At 49.2% G+C, this 21,154-nt stretch carries 15 protein-coding genes; 6 read left to right on the forward strand and 9 right to left on the reverse strand.

Annotated elements, in window-relative coordinates; all coding sequences use genetic code 11:
- The first annotated feature begins 86 nt into the window (after nucleotides 1–86).
- Nucleotides 87–1,061 carry a lysophospholipid acyltransferase family protein gene (locus tag T500_RS15650; RefSeq protein ID WP_013065734.1) on the forward strand — a complete coding sequence of 325 codons (975 nt, stop codon included), beginning with the start codon at nucleotides 87–89 and terminating at the stop codon, nucleotides 1,059–1,061.
- On the opposite strand, the gene T500_RS0109110 is transcribed toward T500_RS15650, so the two are convergent.
- The 5 genes from T500_RS0109110 to dgt are packed head-to-tail and all read right to left on the reverse strand — an operon-like array spanning nucleotide 1,058 to nucleotide 9,277.
- Complete coding sequence (locus T500_RS0109110; RefSeq protein ID WP_028907855.1) at nucleotides 1,058–2,947, reverse strand: LTA synthase family protein; 1,890 nt, start codon at nucleotides 2,945–2,947, stop codon at nucleotides 1,058–1,060. The genes T500_RS15650 and T500_RS0109110 overlap by 4 nt on opposite strands.
- The gene (locus T500_RS0109115; protein ID WP_028907856.1) at nucleotides 2,944–4,755 is read right to left on the reverse strand and encodes an LTA synthase family protein; all 1,812 of its coding nucleotides are present in this window, start codon (nucleotides 4,753–4,755) and stop codon (nucleotides 2,944–2,946) included. The genes T500_RS0109110 and T500_RS0109115 overlap by 4 nt, the downstream gene beginning before the upstream one ends.
- Entirely contained in the window at nucleotides 4,739–6,565 is a 1,827-nt protein-coding gene (locus T500_RS0109120) for an ABC transporter ATP-binding protein (RefSeq protein WP_028907857.1), read from the reverse strand. The genes T500_RS0109115 and T500_RS0109120 overlap by 17 nt, the downstream gene beginning before the upstream one ends.
- A 20-nt stretch (nucleotides 6,566–6,585) precedes the next feature.
- Entirely contained in the window at nucleotides 6,586–7,920 is a 1,335-nt protein-coding gene (gene miaB / locus T500_RS0109125; RefSeq protein WP_028907858.1) for a tRNA (N6-isopentenyl adenosine(37)-C2)-methylthiotransferase MiaB, read from the reverse strand.
- Between the two features lie 19 nt (nucleotides 7,921–7,939).
- A complete protein-coding gene (gene dgt, locus T500_RS0109130) occupies nucleotides 7,940–9,277 on the reverse strand; it encodes a dGTP triphosphohydrolase (RefSeq protein WP_028907859.1) in 1,338 nt (445 codons plus the stop codon).
- A 151-nt stretch (nucleotides 9,278–9,428) separates the two neighbouring features.
- Between dgt and dut the strand changes: the two genes are divergently transcribed.
- From dut to T500_RS0109150, 4 genes are read left to right on the forward strand one after another with little or no spacing between them, the layout of a single operon-like run.
- Nucleotides 9,429–9,866 (forward strand): dUTP diphosphatase, encoded by a 438-nt coding sequence (dut, locus tag T500_RS0109135; RefSeq protein WP_028907860.1) that lies wholly within the window; start codon nucleotides 9,429–9,431, stop codon nucleotides 9,864–9,866.
- A gap of 13 nt (nucleotides 9,867–9,879) precedes the next feature.
- On the forward strand, nucleotides 9,880–11,472 hold the full coding sequence (locus tag T500_RS0109140) for a tetratricopeptide repeat protein (RefSeq protein ID WP_230580883.1): 1,593 nt from the start codon (nucleotides 9,880–9,882) through the stop codon (nucleotides 11,470–11,472).
- Nucleotides 11,472–12,347 (forward strand): DUF4292 domain-containing protein, encoded by an 876-nt coding sequence (locus T500_RS0109145; RefSeq protein ID WP_028907862.1) that lies wholly within the window; start codon nucleotides 11,472–11,474, stop codon nucleotides 12,345–12,347. The genes T500_RS0109140 and T500_RS0109145 overlap by 1 nt, the downstream gene beginning before the upstream one ends.
- Entirely contained in the window at nucleotides 12,347–13,966 is a 1,620-nt protein-coding gene (locus T500_RS0109150) for a murein hydrolase activator EnvC family protein (RefSeq protein WP_036908930.1), read from the forward strand. The genes T500_RS0109145 and T500_RS0109150 overlap by 1 nt, the downstream gene beginning before the upstream one ends.
- 47 nt (nucleotides 13,967–14,013) lie before the next feature.
- Here T500_RS0109150 and T500_RS0109155 read toward each other — a convergent pair whose 3' ends face one another.
- Complete coding sequence (locus tag T500_RS0109155; protein WP_028907864.1) at nucleotides 14,014–15,078, reverse strand: M20 family metallo-hydrolase; 1,065 nt, start codon at nucleotides 15,076–15,078, stop codon at nucleotides 14,014–14,016.
- Between the two features lie 3 nt (nucleotides 15,079–15,081).
- On the reverse strand, nucleotides 15,082–16,077 hold the full coding sequence (locus T500_RS0109160; protein WP_028907865.1) for a TerC family protein: 996 nt from the start codon (nucleotides 16,075–16,077) through the stop codon (nucleotides 15,082–15,084).
- A gap of 84 nt (nucleotides 16,078–16,161) precedes the next feature.
- On the opposite strand from T500_RS0109160, the gene T500_RS15655 reads away from it, so the two are divergent.
- The gene (locus tag T500_RS15655; protein ID WP_051611986.1) at nucleotides 16,162–17,346 is read left to right on the forward strand and encodes a ComEC/Rec2 family competence protein; all 1,185 of its coding nucleotides are present in this window, start codon (nucleotides 16,162–16,164) and stop codon (nucleotides 17,344–17,346) included.
- Here the strand turns inward: T500_RS15655 and T500_RS0109170 are convergent.
- Nucleotides 17,300–18,199, reverse strand: a complete 900-nt coding sequence (locus tag T500_RS0109170) for an AEC family transporter (RefSeq protein ID WP_230580884.1) — start codon at nucleotides 18,197–18,199, stop codon at nucleotides 17,300–17,302. The genes T500_RS15655 and T500_RS0109170 overlap by 47 nt on opposite strands.
- Nucleotides 18,200–18,243: 44 nt before the next feature.
- Nucleotides 18,244–20,967, reverse strand: a complete 2,724-nt coding sequence (locus tag T500_RS0109175) for a triple tyrosine motif-containing protein (protein ID WP_196243495.1) — start codon at nucleotides 20,965–20,967, stop codon at nucleotides 18,244–18,246.
- Nucleotides 20,968–21,154: the final 187 nt, after the last annotated feature.

A 21,154-nucleotide genomic window follows, 5' to 3' on the forward strand; every position in this document is an offset into this window, starting at 1 on the left:
AAATTTCGTGGCAAAGGTACGCAAAAAACTGCATATTTCAATCAAAACGCTTGTGAGATTGCAAATAATTATATAATTTTGCATCCATGAAGGTACTCTACTATATTGTTTTAGCCGTTTGGTATGTGTTCTCATTACTGCCATTACGTGTACATTACTTCATCAGCGACCTGCTGTTCTGGTTGCTGTATGGCGTGTTGGGCTATCGTAAAAAGGTGATAAGAAGAAACATCAAAGAGTCGTTCCCCGAGAAAACTGATGATGAGAGATACAGGATAGAACGCGGATTCTATCACTTTTTCTGCGATTACATCGTGGAGAGTGTGAAACTGATGACGATGACACCCGAGAACCTGAAGCGCCGTATGGTGTTTAAGGGGGTAGAACAGATTGATGAGGCTATCAATTCGGGCCAGTCGTGTGCGGTGTATCTGGGGCATCTGTGCAACTGGGAGTGGATAACATCGTTGCCACTCTGGATGAAGTCAGACGCGCAATTAGGACAGATTTATCATCCTATCGAGAATAAGGACTTCGACCGCTTGTTCCTGCGGTCGCGTCAGCGTATGGGAGCTGTTTGTATCCCCATGCAGGATACGCTGCGAAGAATGGTGGAGTACCGCCGTGCTAAGCAGCCTATCGTCATCGGATTTATCTCGGATCAGAAGCCCCATTGGGTAAACATCCACCACTGGATAGATTTCCTGCATCACGATACACCTGTACTTACAGGTACGGAGCGTATTGCCAAGAAGATGAATTATGCCGTGTTCTTCATGGATGTGCGTCGTGTAAAGCGTGGCTACTATGAGGCCGAAGTGATTCCCATGACCCGCGAGCCACAGCAACTGAAGGATTACGAACTTACAGATATGTACTTCGATTTGTTGGAGAAGAGCATCAAGCGTGCGCCTGAGTTCTGGTTGTGGAGTCACGACCGCTGGAAGCGTACACGTGCTGAGTTTAACGAGCGTTTCGAGGTGATTGACGGTAAGGTAATAGCTAAGGATCATCCCGACAATAAGCCAGCCCCACCCAAGAAACCTTGGTATAAGTTTTAAAGCAACTTGTTTTTGGTCATGCGCATCATATATTGTTGTATGATGGCTTTTAGTTCGCGCTCCATCTGTGCTTGCTGAGGTACTTTTCCCTTCAGGTTGTGCTGCATCAGACGGTCGGTTAACTGGTAAACGCCCTTGGTTTGTTTGCCGTCGAACTGAAGCACATAACCGTATTTGGCGTACTGATAAATGCCGTTCAGGTAGTTAACCGCCCACGTATCGTTGGCGGGTGTGTTCAGCACGTCGATACCAAAGGCCAAATACGGCTTAGAATAACCTAACATCCCTAAAATAGTGGGTAGAATGTCAATCTGCTGGGCAATCTTTTCTTCCATACGTCCTTCGGCGTGCGAAGGATCGTAGATGATGATGGGCGAACAGAACCCACCCATATCGCTCTGATACTCTGCGTGGTCGCTCTGGTTGGTATGGTCGCTGGTAAGCACAAAGATGGTGTTGGCAAACCAAGGCTGCTTACGGGCGGTGGCAAAGAATTTGCCAAGGGCCATATCGGTATAGCGGATGCACTTCTGAATGGGCAGATGTTCCTCGGGGAACTGTGCCTTATACTGCTCGGGGATGGCGAACGGATGGTGACTGGAGGCCGAGAAGATTGCCGTCATAAACGGCTGCTGCATCTTACTCATCTCCTCAGCATAATACAGGAAGAAAGGCTCGTCCCAGATGGCCCAGGTACCATCGAAATCGTTAGTGCCACGAGCAGCCTCGTATTCAGTACGTCCGTAATAATGCTGGAAGCCAGTCTTCTTGGCGAAGGCCTCGAAGCCCATAGAGCCATTCTGGGCCCCATGGAAGAAAGCAGTCTGGTAACCCTCGTTACCCAAGATGCCAGCCAGTCCGGTGTAATCGTTCATCGAGGCTGGGGTGAGGAAGAACGGCTCAACAAACATAGGGATGCTGGAGAGGATGCTGGGCATGCCGTCGATACTCTTTCTACCGTTACAGAAACTGTAGCGGAAGGTGGTGCTGTGGGCAATGAGCGAATCAACACAAGGTGTGTATCCCTTGTACTTGCCACCCTCTAAATCGCGATTGAGGGCCCCGATATACTCTCGACCGAAACTCTCGATTATCAGAACCACTACGTTCTTTCTAGAAAATCTAGAATCTCTAGTTAGTCTAGCCTGATGGAGCGGCGAATAAACTGCCTCCATTTCTGCATCACTCTGATAATAGTTGGGCACAGTGAAAACGCTTTTGCCAATGGTACGGATGAGCGAGAAGGGGGTGTTGAGAACCAAGGCGGCATCAGCAGGATGCTGGGCGTATTGGTTGGCGTTTGATATGGTGATGGGACGAACGGCTGTGGTAAAACCGCCGCGCATGCCGGCAATGCTCAGTGGGACAATAAGCAGCAAACTGGCTAAGTTGGCCGCATGCTTGCCTCTGGGCATGGCGTACAGTTTGTAGAGGCCCATCATCACCACCGCAAACAGCAGTACCAGGTACCAGTGGTTGATGAACTCGGTACCGAAGATGCTACCTAAGTTGCCCTCATTCGAGAACTCTCCGAACACCGTAGTGGTGGTGCGGCGCATGGTGTATTGAAAATAAACGGCATCACCTAAATTGATGGCTAAAGCAAGAGCGTTGATGATGAGGTATAGCCACTTAAGGGCTTTCTGACCTTTCAGCGTAAATGCGCTCACAGCTATCAACAGCACCACATAAAGCGCGTTGGTATAAACAATGGCTGAGGTGTCGAACAGGAGTCCGCCACGGAATACATCGCTGTTATAATGTAGCAGTTGGGTGTTTTCAAGGAAATATGCCAATCGGGCTATCTGGTAAACCACGTAAACTAACAGGATATTCCAGATAACGGACACAATAGGGGCGTAGGGCTTGCTGAGAAGATGTTTCATCGTTGATTTAAATCTTTTGTAGCGGCTTGCAGAATGGCTTGGGCAATAGTAATATCGCCCTTACCAGTTGTAACACGCTGACTGTATAAGTCGAATACCGTCAATCCCGTAGTGTCTACCATCGAATAACCTTCGGTGAAGGTATGCATGGCCACGGGATGGGTATAGGTGCGACTGAGCACATCGCGACTAAACGTATAATCGCTATGAGACATACCTAACTGGGCTAACAGTGTAGCGGGCAGGTCGGTCTGGTTGCAGATGGTATCGATACGGCGAGGAGTTTTTACGGCACCGCCAACCCAAATCATCGGGATACGATTACGGAGAGGGTGCTGCTCGTCGTACTCTTTGTAGTTGATGCCGTGATCGGGTAACAGTACAATCAACGTATTCTTCCAAGCCTCAGTGCGGCGCAGTTTGGCCACGAAATCGCCAATACACTGGTCGAGATAGTAGAAGGCGTTCAGAATCTCATCGTCGAAATGCTTGATAGGCACATCCCAGGGCTCATGACTGCTCAGCGAAGAGTAGCCAATGAGATAAGGTGATGGGAGGGTGGTGGCCATATCATACAGGGTGCCGAAGGTGATGTCATCGCGTACACCCCATTCGGCTGATTTCTGTTCGGCTGTTGTATAGTCGGCCTTCCAGGTAAGCTTGTCGAATCCACCGCTAATCAGGTAGCTGCGCATGTTGGTAAAATTGATGTCGCCACCATACAGATAGTGGGTGTTATACTGCTTCTCATCACGCAGTGAACGGGCGATACAGGGCAGTGTGCGCGATTTGGCGGGCAGCTTCATCACCGATGTGTTGGGGAACGAGGGGTAGCCGCTATAGGTACACAGGGTGCCGCGATCGGTGCGCCATGAGTTGGCATAGCAGTTGGTAAAGTAAACACCTTCGGTAGCCAACTTGTTAAGGTTGGGGGTGATATCCTGGCGACCGCTGAGTTCGGTAAACTCGCCGCCGAGACTCTCCATCAGTATCACGATGATGTTAGGTGTTTGTGTGTTCAACAGGGTATCGCTATCCACACTCTCGGTGTTATAAAGCTGATCGATAATCTGCTGACAGGCCTCGTCGCTCATGTAGTTGTAGCTCTCTACCTCGCCTGTTTTCTCTAACGAAGCCAGGAAACTGAAAACGGGATTAACAGCCGCGTGGTTGAGGAACTGATTCTGTGAATAGTACACCTGACCGATATTGGTGGTTGATTCGTCTAACCCACCACGAATACCGATACCTATCAATGGTGCCATGATCAGGAAAGTAACCAAACTGATGACTGCTGTTTTGAGTGATTTGGTCAGTTGATTGCCGCCTTTCAGACTGCATAAGGCGTTAGCATAACCCTTATAGATAACTACAGCCGTAACTACTAATGCTACGAATCGCCAGATAAGATAGGTGACTGAGACACTGGCTGTGGCCTCGTTGGGTGTTTCGAGATATTGCAGGCATGAGGCATCGAGTTTGAATGCCCAGAAGGGATAAAGACTGGTATCGGCCACGAAAGCCAAAGCAAAAGCGATGGCTATCAAGGCATAATACCCCTTCAGTATGCGGAACAGCCATTGGCCTGTGTACCACATGCTGATGATAGTGGCTAGAAAAGGTACAATAAAGAAATAGAGGGCTGTCGACATGTCGAGCGACAGTCCGTGCTGTACCACCTGCCACATATCACTAAACACGAACTCGTGTCCCTCTCGGCAGAAAAGCATAAATGCCAACTTAGCCAAGACGAACACAAGAACCGTCCAGAGGTACGTCTTTATCAGATAATTAACTCTGCATTTCATGTAGTTTCTTGTAATAACCGCCGATATTCAACAGTTCATCGTGAGTGCCTCGCTCTACGATCTTACCTTCGTGCAGCACGCAAATCTCGTCGGCATTCTTGATGGTGCTCAAACGGTGTGCGATGGCTACGGTAGTACGGGTCTTCATCAGGCGCTCTAAGGCATCCTGTACCAGACGCTCGCTCTCGGTATCGAGGGCCGATGTGGCCTCGTCGAGAATCAGAATAGGAGGATTCTTCAGAATGGCACGAGCGATGCTGACACGCTGACGCTGACCGCCAGACAGACGTCCGCCGCGATCGCCGATGTTGGTGTCGAAACCGTTCTCGGATGCCATGATGAAATCGTAGGCATTGGCAATCTTGGCAGCTTCCTCAATCTGCTGCTGGGTGGCGTTATCCACACCGAACGAGATGTTGTTGCGGAACGAATCGTTAAAGAGGATAGCCTCCTGGTTTACATTACCAATCAACTGGCGCAGATCGTGAATACCCAACTCCTTAACGTTGATGCCATCGATGAGTACCTCGCCCTCCTGAACATCATAGTAACGGGGAATCAAATCTACCATCGTAGATTTTCCGCTACCACTCTGGCCAACCAAAGCGATGGTCTTACCCTTGGGGATTACCAGGTTGATATCTTTGAGTACCCACTGTTCGCCGTATTTGAACGAAACGTGGCGGAATTCTATCTGGTGCTCGAAGTTTGCGATATGCTTGGGTGCTGCAGGCTCCTTAATGGTGTTCTCGGCCATCAGGATCTTATCAACACGCTCCATCGAGGCCAGTCCCTTGGGGATGTTATAACCAGCTTTCGAGAAATCCTTCAGCGGGTTGATGATCGAGTAGAGCATTACCATATAATAAATAAAGATAGGCCCCGAGAGTGTGTGGTTGTTGAGTACCAATACACCACCGAACCACAACACAATTACGATCATGACGGTACCCAGGAACTCCGACATAGGATGGGCCGACGACTGACGGATATTTACACGCATGATGTCGTTGCGATAGGCCGAGTTGATGGTGTCGAAACGCTTGTTCATCTTCTCTTCGGCGCAGAAAGCCTTGATGATGCGCAAGCCACCTAAGGTTTCCTCGACCTGACTCATGGTGTCGCTCCAAAGCGCCTGAGCCTTGACCGACTGGGCTTTGAGCTTTCGACCAACCCAACCCATAAACCAACCCATGATGGGGACGATTATCAGGGTGAACACGGTGAGCTGCCATGAGATAAACAGCAGCATGGTGAAATAGCCTACAATCAGGATGGGGTTCTTGAACAGCATCTCGAGACTCGACATGATAGAGTTCTCAATTTCCTGTACATCGCCGCTCATACGGGCAATGATGTCGCCCTTGCGCTCCTCGCTGAAGAAACCTAATGGCAGGGTGTTTATCTTCTGATACAACTGGTTGCGGATGTCGCGAACCACACCTGTGCGGATGGGCACGATGGTGGCCGACGACAGGAAGTAAGCACCCGTCTTCAGGAAAGTCATAAAGGCCAGGAAGAGGCCGATAATGAGCAGTGTGGTTGTAGGACCAAGATCGGCAATGAGGCTGTTAACGTAGTAGTTCATATTGTTCATCAACACCTCCTGTGCATTCGCCCAGTCCCATGCCATCAGTGCGGTTGCTGTGTCGCCATCGCCCGTCTTGAAGATAATCTGCAAGATAGGTATCAGGGCTGCAAACGAGAAGACATTCAGGATAACCGATAGGATATTGAATACTACCGATGCCACCAGATATTTTTTGTAAGGAGGAACAAACCGCCTCAGTACGTTCAGGAACTCTTTCACTTTCTTACCTTTTTACTTTTTTACTTTTCAACCGCTTCGCCAAGGAGTGTGGCGCTGGTACTACCGGTAATTCTTACACGAACGGTTTCACCAATATGGTGACCGGCCTTATCGAAGACCACCATTTTATTCTGTTCGGTACGACCGCAGAGCTGCTCTCTGCTGCGCTTTGAGAAGCCCTCAACCAGCACGTAGAACTCCTTACCCTCGTCCTTCTTGTTCTGGATAGCACTCATCTCGGTCTGTAGCGCGATGAGCTCGTTCAGTCTGCGAATCTTCTCCTCCTCGGCAATATTGTCGGGTAGGTGCTTCGAAGCGTAAGTGCCTGGGCGCTCGGAGTATTTGAACATAAAGGCAGAATCGTAACCCACCTCGCGCATTAGGTCGAGCGACAGCTGGTGGTCTTCCTCTGTCTCGGAGTGATAACCTACAAAGATATCGGTAGAAAGACCGCAATCGGGGATGATACGACGGATGGCATGTACGCGATCCATATACCACTCGCGGGTGTATTTGCGGTTCATTAACTTCAGAATGCGGTCGCTACCACTCTGTACGGGCAGGTGGATGTGCTTGCAAACGTTAGGCACCTCGGCGATCACCTTCAGGGTTTCGTCGCTCATGTCCTTGGGGTGCGATGTGGTAAAGCGCACGCGCATGGTGGGCACCTCTTCGGCCACCTTTCTTAATAACGTGGGGAAATCAATGTCCTCGAACTTATACGAGTTGACATTCTGCCCCAAAAGGGTAACCTCCTTATAGCCTTTATCGCGCAGATCGCGCACCTCACGCAGAATGCTCTCTAAATCGCGACTTCGCTCACGACCACGGGTGTAAGGCACAATGCAGTAGTGGCAGAAATTGTTACAACCACGCATAATGCTTACGAAACCGCCAATCTTATGTCCGATGCCGATACGCTGTGGTACCACATCCTTATAAGTCTCGCTGGTAGAGAGTTCGGTATTCATGGCCTTATGTCCCAACTCGGCCTGCGCAATCAGGTCGGGCAGTGAGAGATAAGCGTCAGGACCAGCCACCAAGTCGCAGTGGTGGTTGTCGAGCAGGTCGTTCTGAGCTCTCTCAGCCATACAACCAAGTACACCAAGAATCATTTTGGGAGCTTCGGGGTTGCTCTTCTGTCGGCGGCGACGCTCAGCATCCAGTGCTTCCAAACGGTGATAAATCTTCTGCTCGGCGTTATCTCTAACAGAGCAGGTGTTCAGGAATACAGCATCGGCCTCGTCGATGGTCTCGGTGGTTTCGTAACCAGCCATCTGCATCACCGATGCAACAACTTCAGAATCGGCCACATTCATCTGGCAGCCATACGTTTCAATATATAACTTCTTCATCATGCAAAGTATAAACAGGTTAAATAATAGGTAGCGATATGCCGTTAATCTTCTGGAATACATCAAGTGCATACACATCGGTCATACCGCTGATATAATCGATAATCGCCATGATGCGCGTTTCAAGGTCGGGCGCATCAATATCATACTGACTCGACACACGACTGATAAGGTGCTTAGAATAAAAACGCTCGGGATGAACGGCGGCATTGATAAACTTCTCCATCAGCGTCTGGATAATCTGATAACCCGACAGCTCTACATCGAGTACGGGACGACTCTTGTAGATGTGCTGAACCGAGAGCTCGCAACAACGCTTGTAGGCAGCCTGCGGCAGGTCGCTGATATGATCAATCAGACTGCCTTGGAACTCGCCGTTCAATATCTCGTCCTCGTGCTCAACAAACACGCGTACACACTCATTCTCGAGTTTGCCAATCACGCAGGCTCGCAGATAAACAATCTTTTCGTTATTATCATTTACACCTTCCTCTGCAATGCGGTTCTGGATACGGATCTGGGTTTCTTCGTCGAAGAATCCCAACAGCAACTGCATGGTGTCAGCGTGCGAAATAATTTTAAGTTTGTGGGCATCCTCAAGGTCCATGATCTCGTAGCAGATATCGTCGGCCGCCTCAACAAGATATACCAATGGATGACGGGCGTAACGCAAGGGTTCGCCCACTTCTGATTTACAAGGAATGCCTAATTCGTCGGCAATGCGACGGTAATATGTCTTTTCGGAATCAAAGAAACCGAACTTGCCTTTCTTGCCGGCAGCACTCGATGAGAATGGGTATTTGACAATGCTGGCAAGCGTAGAATAAGTCATGACAAATCCTCCTGGACGGCGACCTTTGAACTGGTGCGTTAACAAACGGAACGCATTGGCGTTACCCTCAAAGTGGGTAAGGTCGTTCCAGAAATTGGCACTTACCTGGCGCTGCAGGTCGTAACCGGCACCTTCGGTAAAAAACGACTGAATGGCTTTCTCGCCGCTATGCCCAAAGGGTGGGTTGCCTAAATCGTGTGCCAAGCAGGCGGTGGCTACAATCTGACCAATCTCCTGGAACAGCTGATCCTTCAGCTCAGGATGCTTCTTGGTAAGCATGGCAGCCACATCGTTACCAAGCGACATGCCCACGCTGGCCACTTCGAGCGAGTGGGTCAGACGGTTGTGCACAAAGATACTTCCCGGGAGTGGAAAAACCTGGGTTTTGTTCTGCAAACGACGGAACGGAGCAGAGAAAATCAAACGGTCGTAATCGCGCTTGAACTCTGTTCGGTCGTCGTGGCGTTCAGGATGACGATGCTCCTGACCGAGACGCTTGTTCGATATCAGTTGTTGCCAATTCATCATAATCAGGGTGCAAAGGTACGAAAAATACGCGCAGTAGCGGCATATTTCGCAGAAATTAACGAAAAAATCAAAAAATTAGTCGTCGAAAGGGTGATTTCTAAGCTAAAAGCACTACCTTTGCACGTGGATTAAAATATTATTTTAAAAGATGCTGAAAATTAAAGTTGTAAACAAAGGTCACCAGCCCTTGCCGCAGTATGCTACTGCGCAGAGTGCCGGTATGGATCTGAGAGCTAATATAGATGACCCCATCACCCTGAAACCGCTGGAGCGCCGACTCATCCCAACAGGCTTGCATATCGCCCTGCCTGTAGGCTATGAGGCACAGGTACGTCCTCGTAGCGGTTTGGCTTTAAAAAAGGGTATTACCGTACTGAACACCCCAGGTACCATTGATGCCGACTATCGTGGCGAGATTGGTGTGGTGCTCATCAACCTGTCGAACGAGGATTTCGTGGTTGAGGATGGTGAGCGTATCGCGCAGATGGTGATTGCACGTCACGAGCAGGGTGAGTTCGTATCGGTAGAGGTATTGGATGAAACCGAGCGTGGCGAAGGTGGATATGGTCATACTGGTGTGAAGTAGAATCATGATGCGAATGAAGAAAATCGGACTGTCGCTATTGTTGCTGCTTTCTGTAACCACTGGTTACGGACAGCGTGAGTACGACCAGTTCTTTCTTGAAGCCATGATGCAGCGCCAGAAGGGTAACAACGATGCGGCTTTTGATTTGCTGCGTCATTGTCTGGAGATTAATCCCGATGCCCCCGAGGCATACTACTTTCTAGCGCAGTACTATAACGCCTTGAAGGATGGCGAGAAGAGTCTGGCTTATATCCAGAAGGCGGCCGCACTCGATCCTGAGAACGCTACCTACATGGAGACATTGGCACAGGCGTACATCCGTCAGCAGGATTACGAAGCTGCCATCCCTGTAGTGGAGAAGATTTATAAGCGCGACAAAGAGCGTGAGGACTTGCTGGAGATGCTATTTCAACTGTATCAGCAGGTGGGCGATTTCGATTCAGCCGTCGAGGTATTGAATCGTATCGAAGCCATCGATGGCAAGAGCGAACGCTTGTCGGTAGCCAAGAGCGAGATATATACCCGCCAGGGGAACAAGAAAGCGGCGATTGCCGAGATTAAGGCTTTGGCCGAGAAATTCCCTAATGATGGTAACTATCAGGCGTTGTATGGCGAAACGCTGATGATGAACGGACAGTTGAAAAAGGCGTTGAAGGTGTACGACAAGATTCTGAAAGATGAACCTGATAACAACCGTGTGCTGATGTCGCTGCGTACCTATCATCAGGCTTTAGGGCATCGCGAGATAGCCGATTCGCTCACTGAGCGTGTGCTGCTGAACCGCAATGCCACCATCGATGAGAAGATTCTGCTGTTGCGTCAGGAGATTTCGGCCAGCGAGAATGCGGGCGGCGACAGTACCCGTGTGCTGCAGCTGTTCGACAAGATCCTGAAACAGCCTCAGTCTGATGAGCACATGGCCATCCTCTGTGCCTCGTATATGAATGTAAAGAAGATGCCAAAGGATACCATCGCTACGGTGTTGACTAAGGCTTTGCAACTGGCGCCCGATAACTCGTCGGCCCGTTTGCAGCTGATTGGTTATGCCTGGGAGGCTGATGATATGGAGCGTGTGATTACACTCTGTCAGGATGCCCGACAGTACAACCCCGACGAGATGGCTTTTTATTATTATCAAGGTATTGCCTACTATCGTCGCGACAGTCTCGATGCCGCCCTTTCTACCTTTAAGAATGGCATCGGCGTAATTAAGGAGGACAGTGACCCCGCTATCGTATCCGACTTTTATGCGGTGATGGGCGACATCCTGCATCAGAAGGGCTTGATGAAAGAGGCCTACGAGGCTTATGATAGTTGCTTGCAATGGAAAGATGATAATATGGGCTGTTTGAACAACTATGCCTACTTCTTAAGCGAAAGTGGTGAGCAGTTGGCTAAGGCCGAGCAGATGAGCTTTAAAACCGTAAAGGCTGAACCCAAGAATGCTACCTACTTGGATACCTATGCTTGGATACTGTATATGCTGGGCCGCTACTCTGAGGCCAAGATATATATCGACCAGGCGTTACAGAATCTGGACGAGTCGATCGACAACTCCGTGATTCAGGAACATGCAGAAAAAATAAAACAAAAAGCAAATCAATAATGAAACTGAAAAGTATCGTAAGAATTGCCGTATTGGCATTGCCATTGCTGTTTAGCTCATGTAGTGTTGTCAATGGTATATTCAAGAAGTCGAAAAAGGAGAAGCCGATGATTGAACAGCGTCAGACTACCGACTTTGTGAATCAGGTGCGTGATAACCAGCAAACCAACAAGTTCGTCACTTCAAAGGTGAAGTTCTCGGTTGAGGTTGGTCCGCAGAAGATTACGCTGACAGGTAATCTGAAAATGCGTCGTAACGATGTAATCCGTCTGCAGCTGATGGCCTTTGGATTTGTTGAGGCCGGACGTCTTGAATTCACCAAGGATTACGTGCTCATTATGGACCGTATTAATAAGCAGTACCTGAAGGCACCTTATCGTCAGATTGATTTCTTGCGTAACAGCGGACTGAATTTCTACGCTCTCCAGGCTCTGTTCTGGAACGAGCTTTTTAAGCCCAATGAGGGTAGCGAGGCTGTAGCACTTGCTAAGGACAATAAGGAAGGTAAAGGAAACTTTACCACCGTTGAGAGTGGCGATGACATGATTATCAATCTCGAAGACGGCAAGATGGACTATAGCTGGTTGACCAGTAAGAATACGGCATTGATCCGTATGGCCAATATCCTGTATAAGGACCGTTTTAATGGTAACACCCAGCTTAACTGGGACTATTCCGACTATGATGTGTTTGGTCGTAAGATGTTCCCTAAGAAGCATCAGATTACGCTGACTACACCCGATAAGGAAGTAAAGTTAGGCATGACCTTGAATTATCTGGGTAATGATACCGATTGGGATGCACGTACCGAAGTTTCTAATAAGTATCGCGAGGTAACAGTTGACGAGATACTCCGCCGTTTCATGGCTCTATGATGAATAGAGTGTTACGTATACGATATGTCGTGATGGTGCTGATAGCACTCATCTCGTTTTCTTCGCCTGCTATTGCACAGCAGGCGAAAAAAAAGTCTGTGCAAAAACGTGCGGCTACCACAACAAAGAAGTCGGTCAGCAAGAAATCTACAGGAAAGAAGACCACTAAGACTTCAGCTGCCAAGCAGCCGGTAACAGTTAATAGTCTGAAGACCGAGCAGCAAAGGGTGCGCAAGCAGATTGAGGAGCAGCAGCGTAAGCTGAAAGCCAACGAGCGCGATGTGAAGAAACGCTTGCAGAACCTGCTGATTATCAACAACGAGATTGCCGATAAGCGTAAGTCGATTGATACCATCCGTCATGATATCAATCGTCTTGATGGTAATATCCATACGCTGGAGGTACAGCTGGTAACACTCGAGAAGGAACTCGAAGAGCGTAAGCTGCGTTTCATTAAGTCGATGAAGTACATGCATCGCAACCGCAATCTGCAGAGTCGTCTGATGTTTGTGTTCAGCGCTAAGAATCTGTCGCAGATGTACCGTCGACTGCGTTTTGTGCGTGAATATGCTGCCTATCAGCAGAATCAGGCCGAGGCGGTGAAGTCGATGAAGGATCAGGTGACTGAGGCGCATAGCGAACTCACCGACACCAAGCGACAGAAGAGCGACTTGTTGGTGAGAGGCGAACGGGAGCGACGCTCGCTTGAGGGTAAGCAGGAAGAGCAGCAGAAGATGGTATCTTCGTTGCAGAAACAGCAGAAAACCATTCAGGGAATTATCGACCAACAGAAGAAACGCGATGCTGAGCTGAATGCCCAGATCGACCGTTTGATTGCCCAGGAGATAGCACGTGCCAAGGCGCGTGCCGAGGCCGAGGCTAAGCGTAAGGCGGCTGAGGCTGAGGCTAAGCGTAAGGCCGAGGAGTTAGCTCGCAAGCAGGCTGCTGCCGAAGCGGCTCGTAAGGAGAACGAACGACGTATTGCTGAGGCGAAGGCCCGTGAGGAGAAAGCCAAGGCCGAAGCCCGTGCCGCTGCTGCCCGTAAGAATGCCGAAGAGAAAGCTGCTGCCGAGCGTGCTGCTGCTGAGGCTGAGCGTGCCCGACTGGCTGCCGAGCGTAAGGCTGCTGCCGATGCGAAAGTGCACGAGAAGGAAGTGGCCGAAGCCCGTAAGTCGGAGGCTGCAGTTTATACTGTTTCGTCCGAAGACCGTATGCTGAGTGGTAACTTTGAGAGCAATCGCGGTAGATTGCCTATGCCTATTGCTGGCGGCTATCGTATTGTGAACCACTTTGGTACCAACCACGTAACAGATGTTAAGGGACATGTAACACTCGATAAGAAAGGTATCGATATCAAGGGTCAGCCTGGTGCTGCAGTTCGTTGTGTGTTCGATGGCGAGGTGAGTGCTGTATTCAGCTATGCTGGCACCACAGTAGTCATCGTGCGTCATGGTAGCTACCTGTCGGTTTATTGCGACTTGGCTTCGGTTAACGTGAGTCGAGGACAAAAAGTAAGCACCCGACAGACACTTGGTCGTGTGGGTGCTGAGGGTTTGATGCAGTTCCAGTTGCGCAAAGGCAGCGCTAAACTGAACCCTGAGGGCTGGTTGGCGCGATAGAGTCGACACGCTGAGTGTCAGTTCTGGCCACACGGCCAGATAGGCACTTATAGTGTCAATCCGTCCAACAATCCTATATAGGTATCGATGGCATGTTCCATCTCCGAAATCTTTATGAACTCATTGGCTGAGTGCGAGCGACTTGATTCGCCTGGACCCAGCTTAAATGATGGGAATGGCATCAGCGCCTGATCGCTCAGTGTGGGCGAACCGAAGGGCTGCATGCCTCTGTCGATACATCTCTTAATGAGTGGATGCTCGGGTGAGATGGCCGATGAGTGCAGGCGGAACGAACGGGCGCGCAACTCGCACTTGGTCATCTTCTTGCACAGGAAGTTAAACAGATATTCGTTCTGATAGAACTCGTTGGTGCGTACATCAATAACAAAATGCAGTGTATCAGGCACTACGTTATGCTGGGTACCGCCTTCAACTACGGTCACCGTCATCTTCGTGGGTCCTAAGAGCGGACTTACCTTGCGGAATTTATAATCGCGAAGCCAAACCAGATCGTCGAGTGCTTCGTAGATAGCATTTATGCCTTCGTTACGGGCAGCATGGCCCGATTTGCCGTGAGCATAACCATCAATTACCATCAGTCCTTTTTCTGCAATGGCGGGTTGCATGCCTGTAGGCTCACCCACAATGGTTACGTCAATCTTGGGCAACAAAGGCAGCACGCGACTCAGTCCATTTTGTCCCGATATCTCTTCTTCGGCCGAAGCTACCCACAACAGATTATAGTTGCGAGGACGATACAGCATGATGCGATAGGCTTGTAACAGCGAAACCAGTCCGCCGCCACAGTCGTTTGAGCCCAGACCATATATCACGTCGTATTCCTGATCTGGTGAAAATGGATCGCGTGTCCACGAGCTAACGGGTTTTACGGTGTCGATATGGGCGTTAAGCATCACGGTAGGTCGGTTATTGTCCCAATCAGGACAGCCCACCCAGAGGTTGTTACCCTCGCGACCGAATGGCAGATTCCACATGTTCAGGAAATCAGCCAGTTTATCGGCTGCTTTCGTTTCGTCTCTACTAACCGAAGGAATGGCAATCAGCTCCTTCAGCAAGGCTACGGCATCGTAAAGATAGTTTTTGTTTTCCATATCTTATTTGGTTTTTGCTTTTGATACGCACACGGAGAGTAGCATCGATAGCATCAGTACACCAAAGATAATGGCCAGCGAAATCGGAGTGGGAACTTCTATGTGCGGCATGTTTATATTCAAGCCTACCATCTCGCCGAATGCATTTACGTATTCGTTCATGGCCAACAGCATTTTTACACCCACAAAGCTCAGGATGATACCTAAACCATATTTAAGATAGGTGAAATACCTGGCAACTGCTGCCAGCGCAAAGTATAGGGCACGCAGACCCAGAATGGCAAAAATGTTTGATGTAAGCACGATAAACGGATCGCGGCTTACTGAGAATACGGCGGGGATAGAATCGACGGCAAAGGCCACATCGGTTGTCTCGATTACCAATAAGGCAATAAACAATGGAGTTGCTAATCGCTTACCGTTCTCGACGATAAAGAATTTTCCCTCGTGCATCTGGTCGGTCACAGGGAAGAATTTCTTGAATATCTTTACGAAGAAATTGTTCGAAGGGTCAACCTGCTCGTCATTATGACCGAACATCTTGATACCTGTATATATCAGGAATAATCCAAACAATCCTAATATCCATTCAAACTGGGCAATCATCGCTGTACCCGCAAAAATAAAGATACTGCGTAGTACTAATGCACCAAAAATACCCCAGAACAAAACCTCGTGTTGGTATTTTCGTTGCACACCGAAGAACGAGAAAAGCATCAGGAATACAAACAGATTGTCCATCGATAAGGATTTCTCAATCAGATAACCCGCTAGGAACTCCATTGCTTTCTCATGGGAGTCGCCAGGATAAAACAGATAGATGCCACCACAGAATACCAGCGAAACGCCTATCCATACGGCAGTCATCTTCAGAGCTTCGGATACGCTTACCTCATGTTGACCTTTCTTACCGAACGATTTCAGGTCGATCAGCAACATGATGAATACCAGTATGTAGAATAATATCCACGCCCAGATGGGTATATTAACCATTTCCATTCTTTCTTTATTCTTTAATTACGGCGACAAAGTTACGAAATATTTCTTATATTTCCAAAAATAGTTGTACTTTTGTACCTTGGTATGCAAAGTCGATTATTCGATAAATGTCCCGTAGCGGTTGTAACGGTGAGTATGATTCTTGGCATTATCATCGCTTACTACGTGTCGCTTCCTATCACCATATTACCTGTGCTGGCTGGTATGGTGGTTGTGGCTTTGCTGCTGTATAAGTTTGCCAATGCGCAGTCGGTAGCTATCGTGGTATGTTGCCTGTTGTTGGGAATGTGCGTGATGCAGCACCATCAGCAAACGTCCGGTCAGCCGCAAACAGAAACCCGATTTGATCGCTCCAGGAATTTTTTCCTACAACAGCGCGAACAGTTGTTACAGCGTTTTAATGATGGTGGACTCGAAGGTGATGCTTATGCGGTGGTGGCTGCGATGTCGTTAGGCGATAAGTCGGCGTTGAGTCGCGATGTGAAGAGCGTTTATTCTGTCAGTGGTGCCTCGCATGTGCTGGCACTCAGTGGTCTGCACTTAGGCATTATATACATGCTGTTGTCGTTGTTCCTGCCTCGAAGGCGGTGGCCGGCTTTGTCGCAGTTGTTGATGATTCTGGTGGTATGGGCATTTGTGCTGCTGGTAGGTATGCCTGTTAGTGCCGTGCGCTCGGCCGTCATGCTTACTATCTATGGTGTTCTGTCGATTGGACGACGTAACAAAATGTCGATCAACGTTTTGGCTTTTACGGCTTTTGTGATGTTGATGTGGAATCCCGTCTGGCTGTTTAATGTGGGATTTCAGATGTCGTTTATGGCTGTTTGGGCTATCTTGCTGTTTGTGCCCTTGTTTACCAGTGTGTTTTCCGACCAGTATTATATGGAGCACCCTTGGGTAGCAAAGCTCTGGGGCATGGTGGCAGTCTCTTTGGCGGCCCAGTTGGGTGTGGCACCGTTAATCGCCTATTACTTTGGACAGTTCTCAACCTGTTTCCTGCTTACGAACCTCCTGGTGGTGCCTACGGCATTCATTATTTTATGTCTGGCGATAGCGGTTCTGTTGTTTCCACCCCTCGCGTACCTATTATTATATATAGTGAATGGGTTGAATGCTTCGTTGTATTCTATCGCCACCTTGCCAGGTGCCAATATCAGTAACTTGCATCCAACCATCCTTCAGGTTGTACTTGTCTATGTACTGATTGCTTGTTGCTATCTGCTTATAGAAAGAATAAAACCAATAATGGGATGGACACCATGGAAATGAGGGTGGTAATGAATGTTACCTCGGTTATCATCGTGGTGTCTTTGCCGTATTTTAAGCACAGGATAGTGCCGTAAGTTGCCACAGGCATGGCAATCACCACCGTATTGATGTTTACCACGAACTGCGAGAAGCCCAAAAGCATGCATAGATAGTAGATGCCGATGGGCAGTATGGCCAGTCGGAAAGCTGTTGTGGCATAAACACTGGCGTTACCCAACAGCGATTTGATGGGGAGGTTCGACATCGATGAACCGATAATCAGCAGTGCTGCAGGTACAGTGATGTTACCAATCATGGTGAGTGGTGCGCTGATGGCTTCGGGGATATTATCGATGCGCAATGCTACTATCAGCATGGTCAGGTAGCAGGCCAACATCGGGGTAGAGTAGAGCACCTTCTTTTCAAAACGGCTTTCCTCTACTTCATTTTTACCTGTTATCAGGATCGTTCCTACAGTAAACACTGCAAATGTGTTTACTACATTCAGCACCGCTGCATAGAAAACGGCCTCGTGTCCGAATATCGATGCCACCACAGGGTAGCCCATAAAGCCCACGTTACCAAACATCAGTGCAAAACCGATTGCACCTTCGTCGTCTTTCTTCTTGGTAAGGTAGCGTGGCAACAGAAAGGCGATACCTGTAAGCACCGCATAGGTAATCACGCTGATGAGTAATAACGGTAGAATATACTCACGGTCAGGCAGTTCGCCAGTCATGGCCGACGACAAGATTAGTGCCGGACACGTCATGTTGATTACCAATCTCGACAGTTGTCTGTCGAAATCACCTCCTAAATATCCCAATTTACCTGCGCCATAGCCCACTAATACTATGACAAACAGTGTCATCATCACTACAAACATGGTGCAAAGGTACAACTTTTTCTTTAGTTATGCTACAAATTCCGCAGGAATTCTGTGAGGTTGGCTTTTGACTCCAAATCTAACTTCTGGCGGATGCGGTAGCGGGCTATCTCTACACCACGGATGGAAATATTGAGCAGCGGCGCAATCTCTTTCGACATCAGGTTCATACGGATGTAGGCGCAAAGCATTTTTTCTTTGTGCGACAGCTGTGGATAGCGCTCTCCAAGGGTCTTCAGAAAGTGATGATGCACGTTGTCGAACGAGTTGCGGAAGGCTTCCAGGTCGTCGTCGTGCTCGATATTCGTATCAATCTGCCCGATCAGTCGCACCACACGCCGTTTGATGGCTGGCAGATTCTCCTCGCTCAGTCCGTTGTTGATGCTCACGGCAGTCTTCTTAATCTCCTGCAGCATCTCGTTCTTACGTACCACATTCATGCGCGAACGTACCAGTTCGTCCTGGCGAGCGCGCAGTTCTATCTGCAGCTTCTCTTCCTCCAGATTCTCAATCTGTTCGTCTTTCTCTTTAATCAGTTGCTGCCTGCTCTTCATGATGCGATGATACAGTGCATAGATGGCTGCCATGATACTGATGATATAAAGGGCATAGGCCCACCAGGAGCGATACCAGGGTGGCAGGATGGTAAACTCAAAACTGGTTTCGTTGCCAATGCTGCCGTCGGGATTAATCACTTTGACGTGGAACGTGTAGTGCCCCTCGGTCAGGTTGGTATATTCCTTGACGTGCCGACGGGTGTATGGGCTCCAGTCTTGTTCGCCAGAGTCTTCGAGCCAGTAGCTGAACCGCACGGCTTGCGAAGGGTCGTAGCTGTTGGCACTGTATTCAAAGCGTATGGAGTTATTCCTCCAACTGATGTGTGGCTGTTCGGCTTTATAGTAGAGTGTGTCGGCGTTATTGCCAATGATGATACGACGTATGTAGGGCTGGATGGCGCGTGTGCTGTCCTGTGCCTGTTGGGTGTAGAGTAGGGCAAAACCGTCTTCGGTGCCTATCACGGCTTGCTGTCGGTTGGTATAGCTCACGCTCTCGAAGTCCTCCATCAAACAGTTGTTCAGATAGCTGCGGTGCCACTTGCCGTTGCTCACATGCATGGCACCATCGGTGGCATACCAGATATGTCCGTCGGGCGTCTGAGAGATATAGGTGTAGGCGGTATGCCCCTCTAACTGTTCCTCGAGCGATGTGTGGCGTACCAGCTGGTCGTGGCTGGCATCATAGCGGAACAAACCTTGTCGGCTGGCTATCACCATCTCACCATTCATCTTGGCAATAAAAACATTGTCGCCCTTGGGCAGCGTGGCTGAGTTGTAACATTTCTTACTGACAACGTTCTGCAGATTGGGCGAGAGCACCAGTCGGTAAAGGCCTTTCTCCTTATTGGCCACCCACACAGCATTGGTAATATCTTCTATGTATAGCGTCTTGGCCGAGATTTCAGCCCCCTTCACCTCTTCGGCCATGTGCCAGCCTTGTGATGAGCGACGCATGAGGCGCAGGCCCCAATACGAACTGGTTAACAGCACATTGGGATGGCCTGCCAATGGGCGTACGGCCCACACACCGCGGTTGTCGTAGTGGGTAATGTGCTGGTCCTTGATGCTGAGAAAGAACTGGCGCCCGCCGCAGAAGAGCTGACCACCGATGGTGTCGAGGCACAGTACCTGACTACCAGTGCCCTCAATGAATCTTATCTTTCCATCGGTCATGGCATAAAGTCCTTGATTGGTACCCAGGTAGAGTTGGCCCTGATAGCTCACACTGCAGTTGCCGCTACCGATGGGCGACTGGCGACTGTTGAGAAAGCGAAGTGGCGACCATAGCTGAACGCAGTCGAGACCATTGTCGAGTGCCAGCCATAGATTCTTGTCGGCATCGAAGGTGGCCGAGAGCACGGTTTTGTTTTGCAGGCCGTTGTTGGTTGACAGGCGTTCCACCTTATGCTGGTTCATATCAATCAGTATCACCCCGTCCTGCATGGTTCCTAAGGCCAGCGTTGATCCCGACAATGCAGCGCACGATAGTTGCAGGTTGTCGATATCGGTAGCAATGGCGAAAGGTTGTAGTTGATGGTGACTGTAGGTAAACAGTCCCTTGTGGCTTGTCACAATCAGCAACTGCTGTTGCCAAGGGAGTATGGCCACGATGTCGGACGTTTGGCGGATGTCGATGCCTGGCAGTGGTACGAACCTTTTGCCCACAAGCACCGAGAGCTCTTTGTAAGAGGTGACGTAAAGTCGGTTGTACACCACAGCCGAGTATTGTACGCCAGGACGGCAGTCGAGCCGCATTTTATCATTGTTGATATAAAAGGCCTCATCGCTTTGAAAAAATATGTCGTTGCCAATGCGGTGGATATGCCAGATGTTTACACGCTCTTTCTGGTTAGCCTTTCCTGATAGATTCTGGTATATCATTTTTCCTTTGGCATTACGGATGTATCTGCCGAACTGTCCTAAGGCACCCACATAGATGGTGTCGCCTACAGGCAGCACCGAACGCACCTTGGTGTTGCCCGGTAGGGGGTAGGTGGTCCAGTTGGTGCCATCGTATTCCAGCAGACCGTTGTTGTTGGCAAAGTACATCCATCCTTCAGGACTCTGACCTATCTGCCAGTTCTGGTTGCCCGACTGGTAAGATTGGCGCGAATAGTTAACCACAGCCCGCTGCCAAGGCGTCTGGGCCATCACTGGTATTGCAACGAAGGCAATGAGTGCTAATAACCATTTCATCATACCTATCATATTTTTCGGCAAAGATAAGCATAATTATTGAATCGTGCAATAATATGTGAGAAAATAATGATGGGGGCTGATGTAGTGATTTGCTTTTGTAACAGCTTGATTCATAGTCGAATAGGGTTTTGCTGAGAAACAGATGATGTAGTGCTTTTGCTGGTTTGTAGTAATTAAGATGTGGCCG

The organism is Xylanibacter ruminicola Ga6B6, assembly GCF_000687715.1.
Lineage (GTDB): Bacteria > Bacteroidota > Bacteroidia > Bacteroidales > Bacteroidaceae > Prevotella > Prevotella ruminicola_B.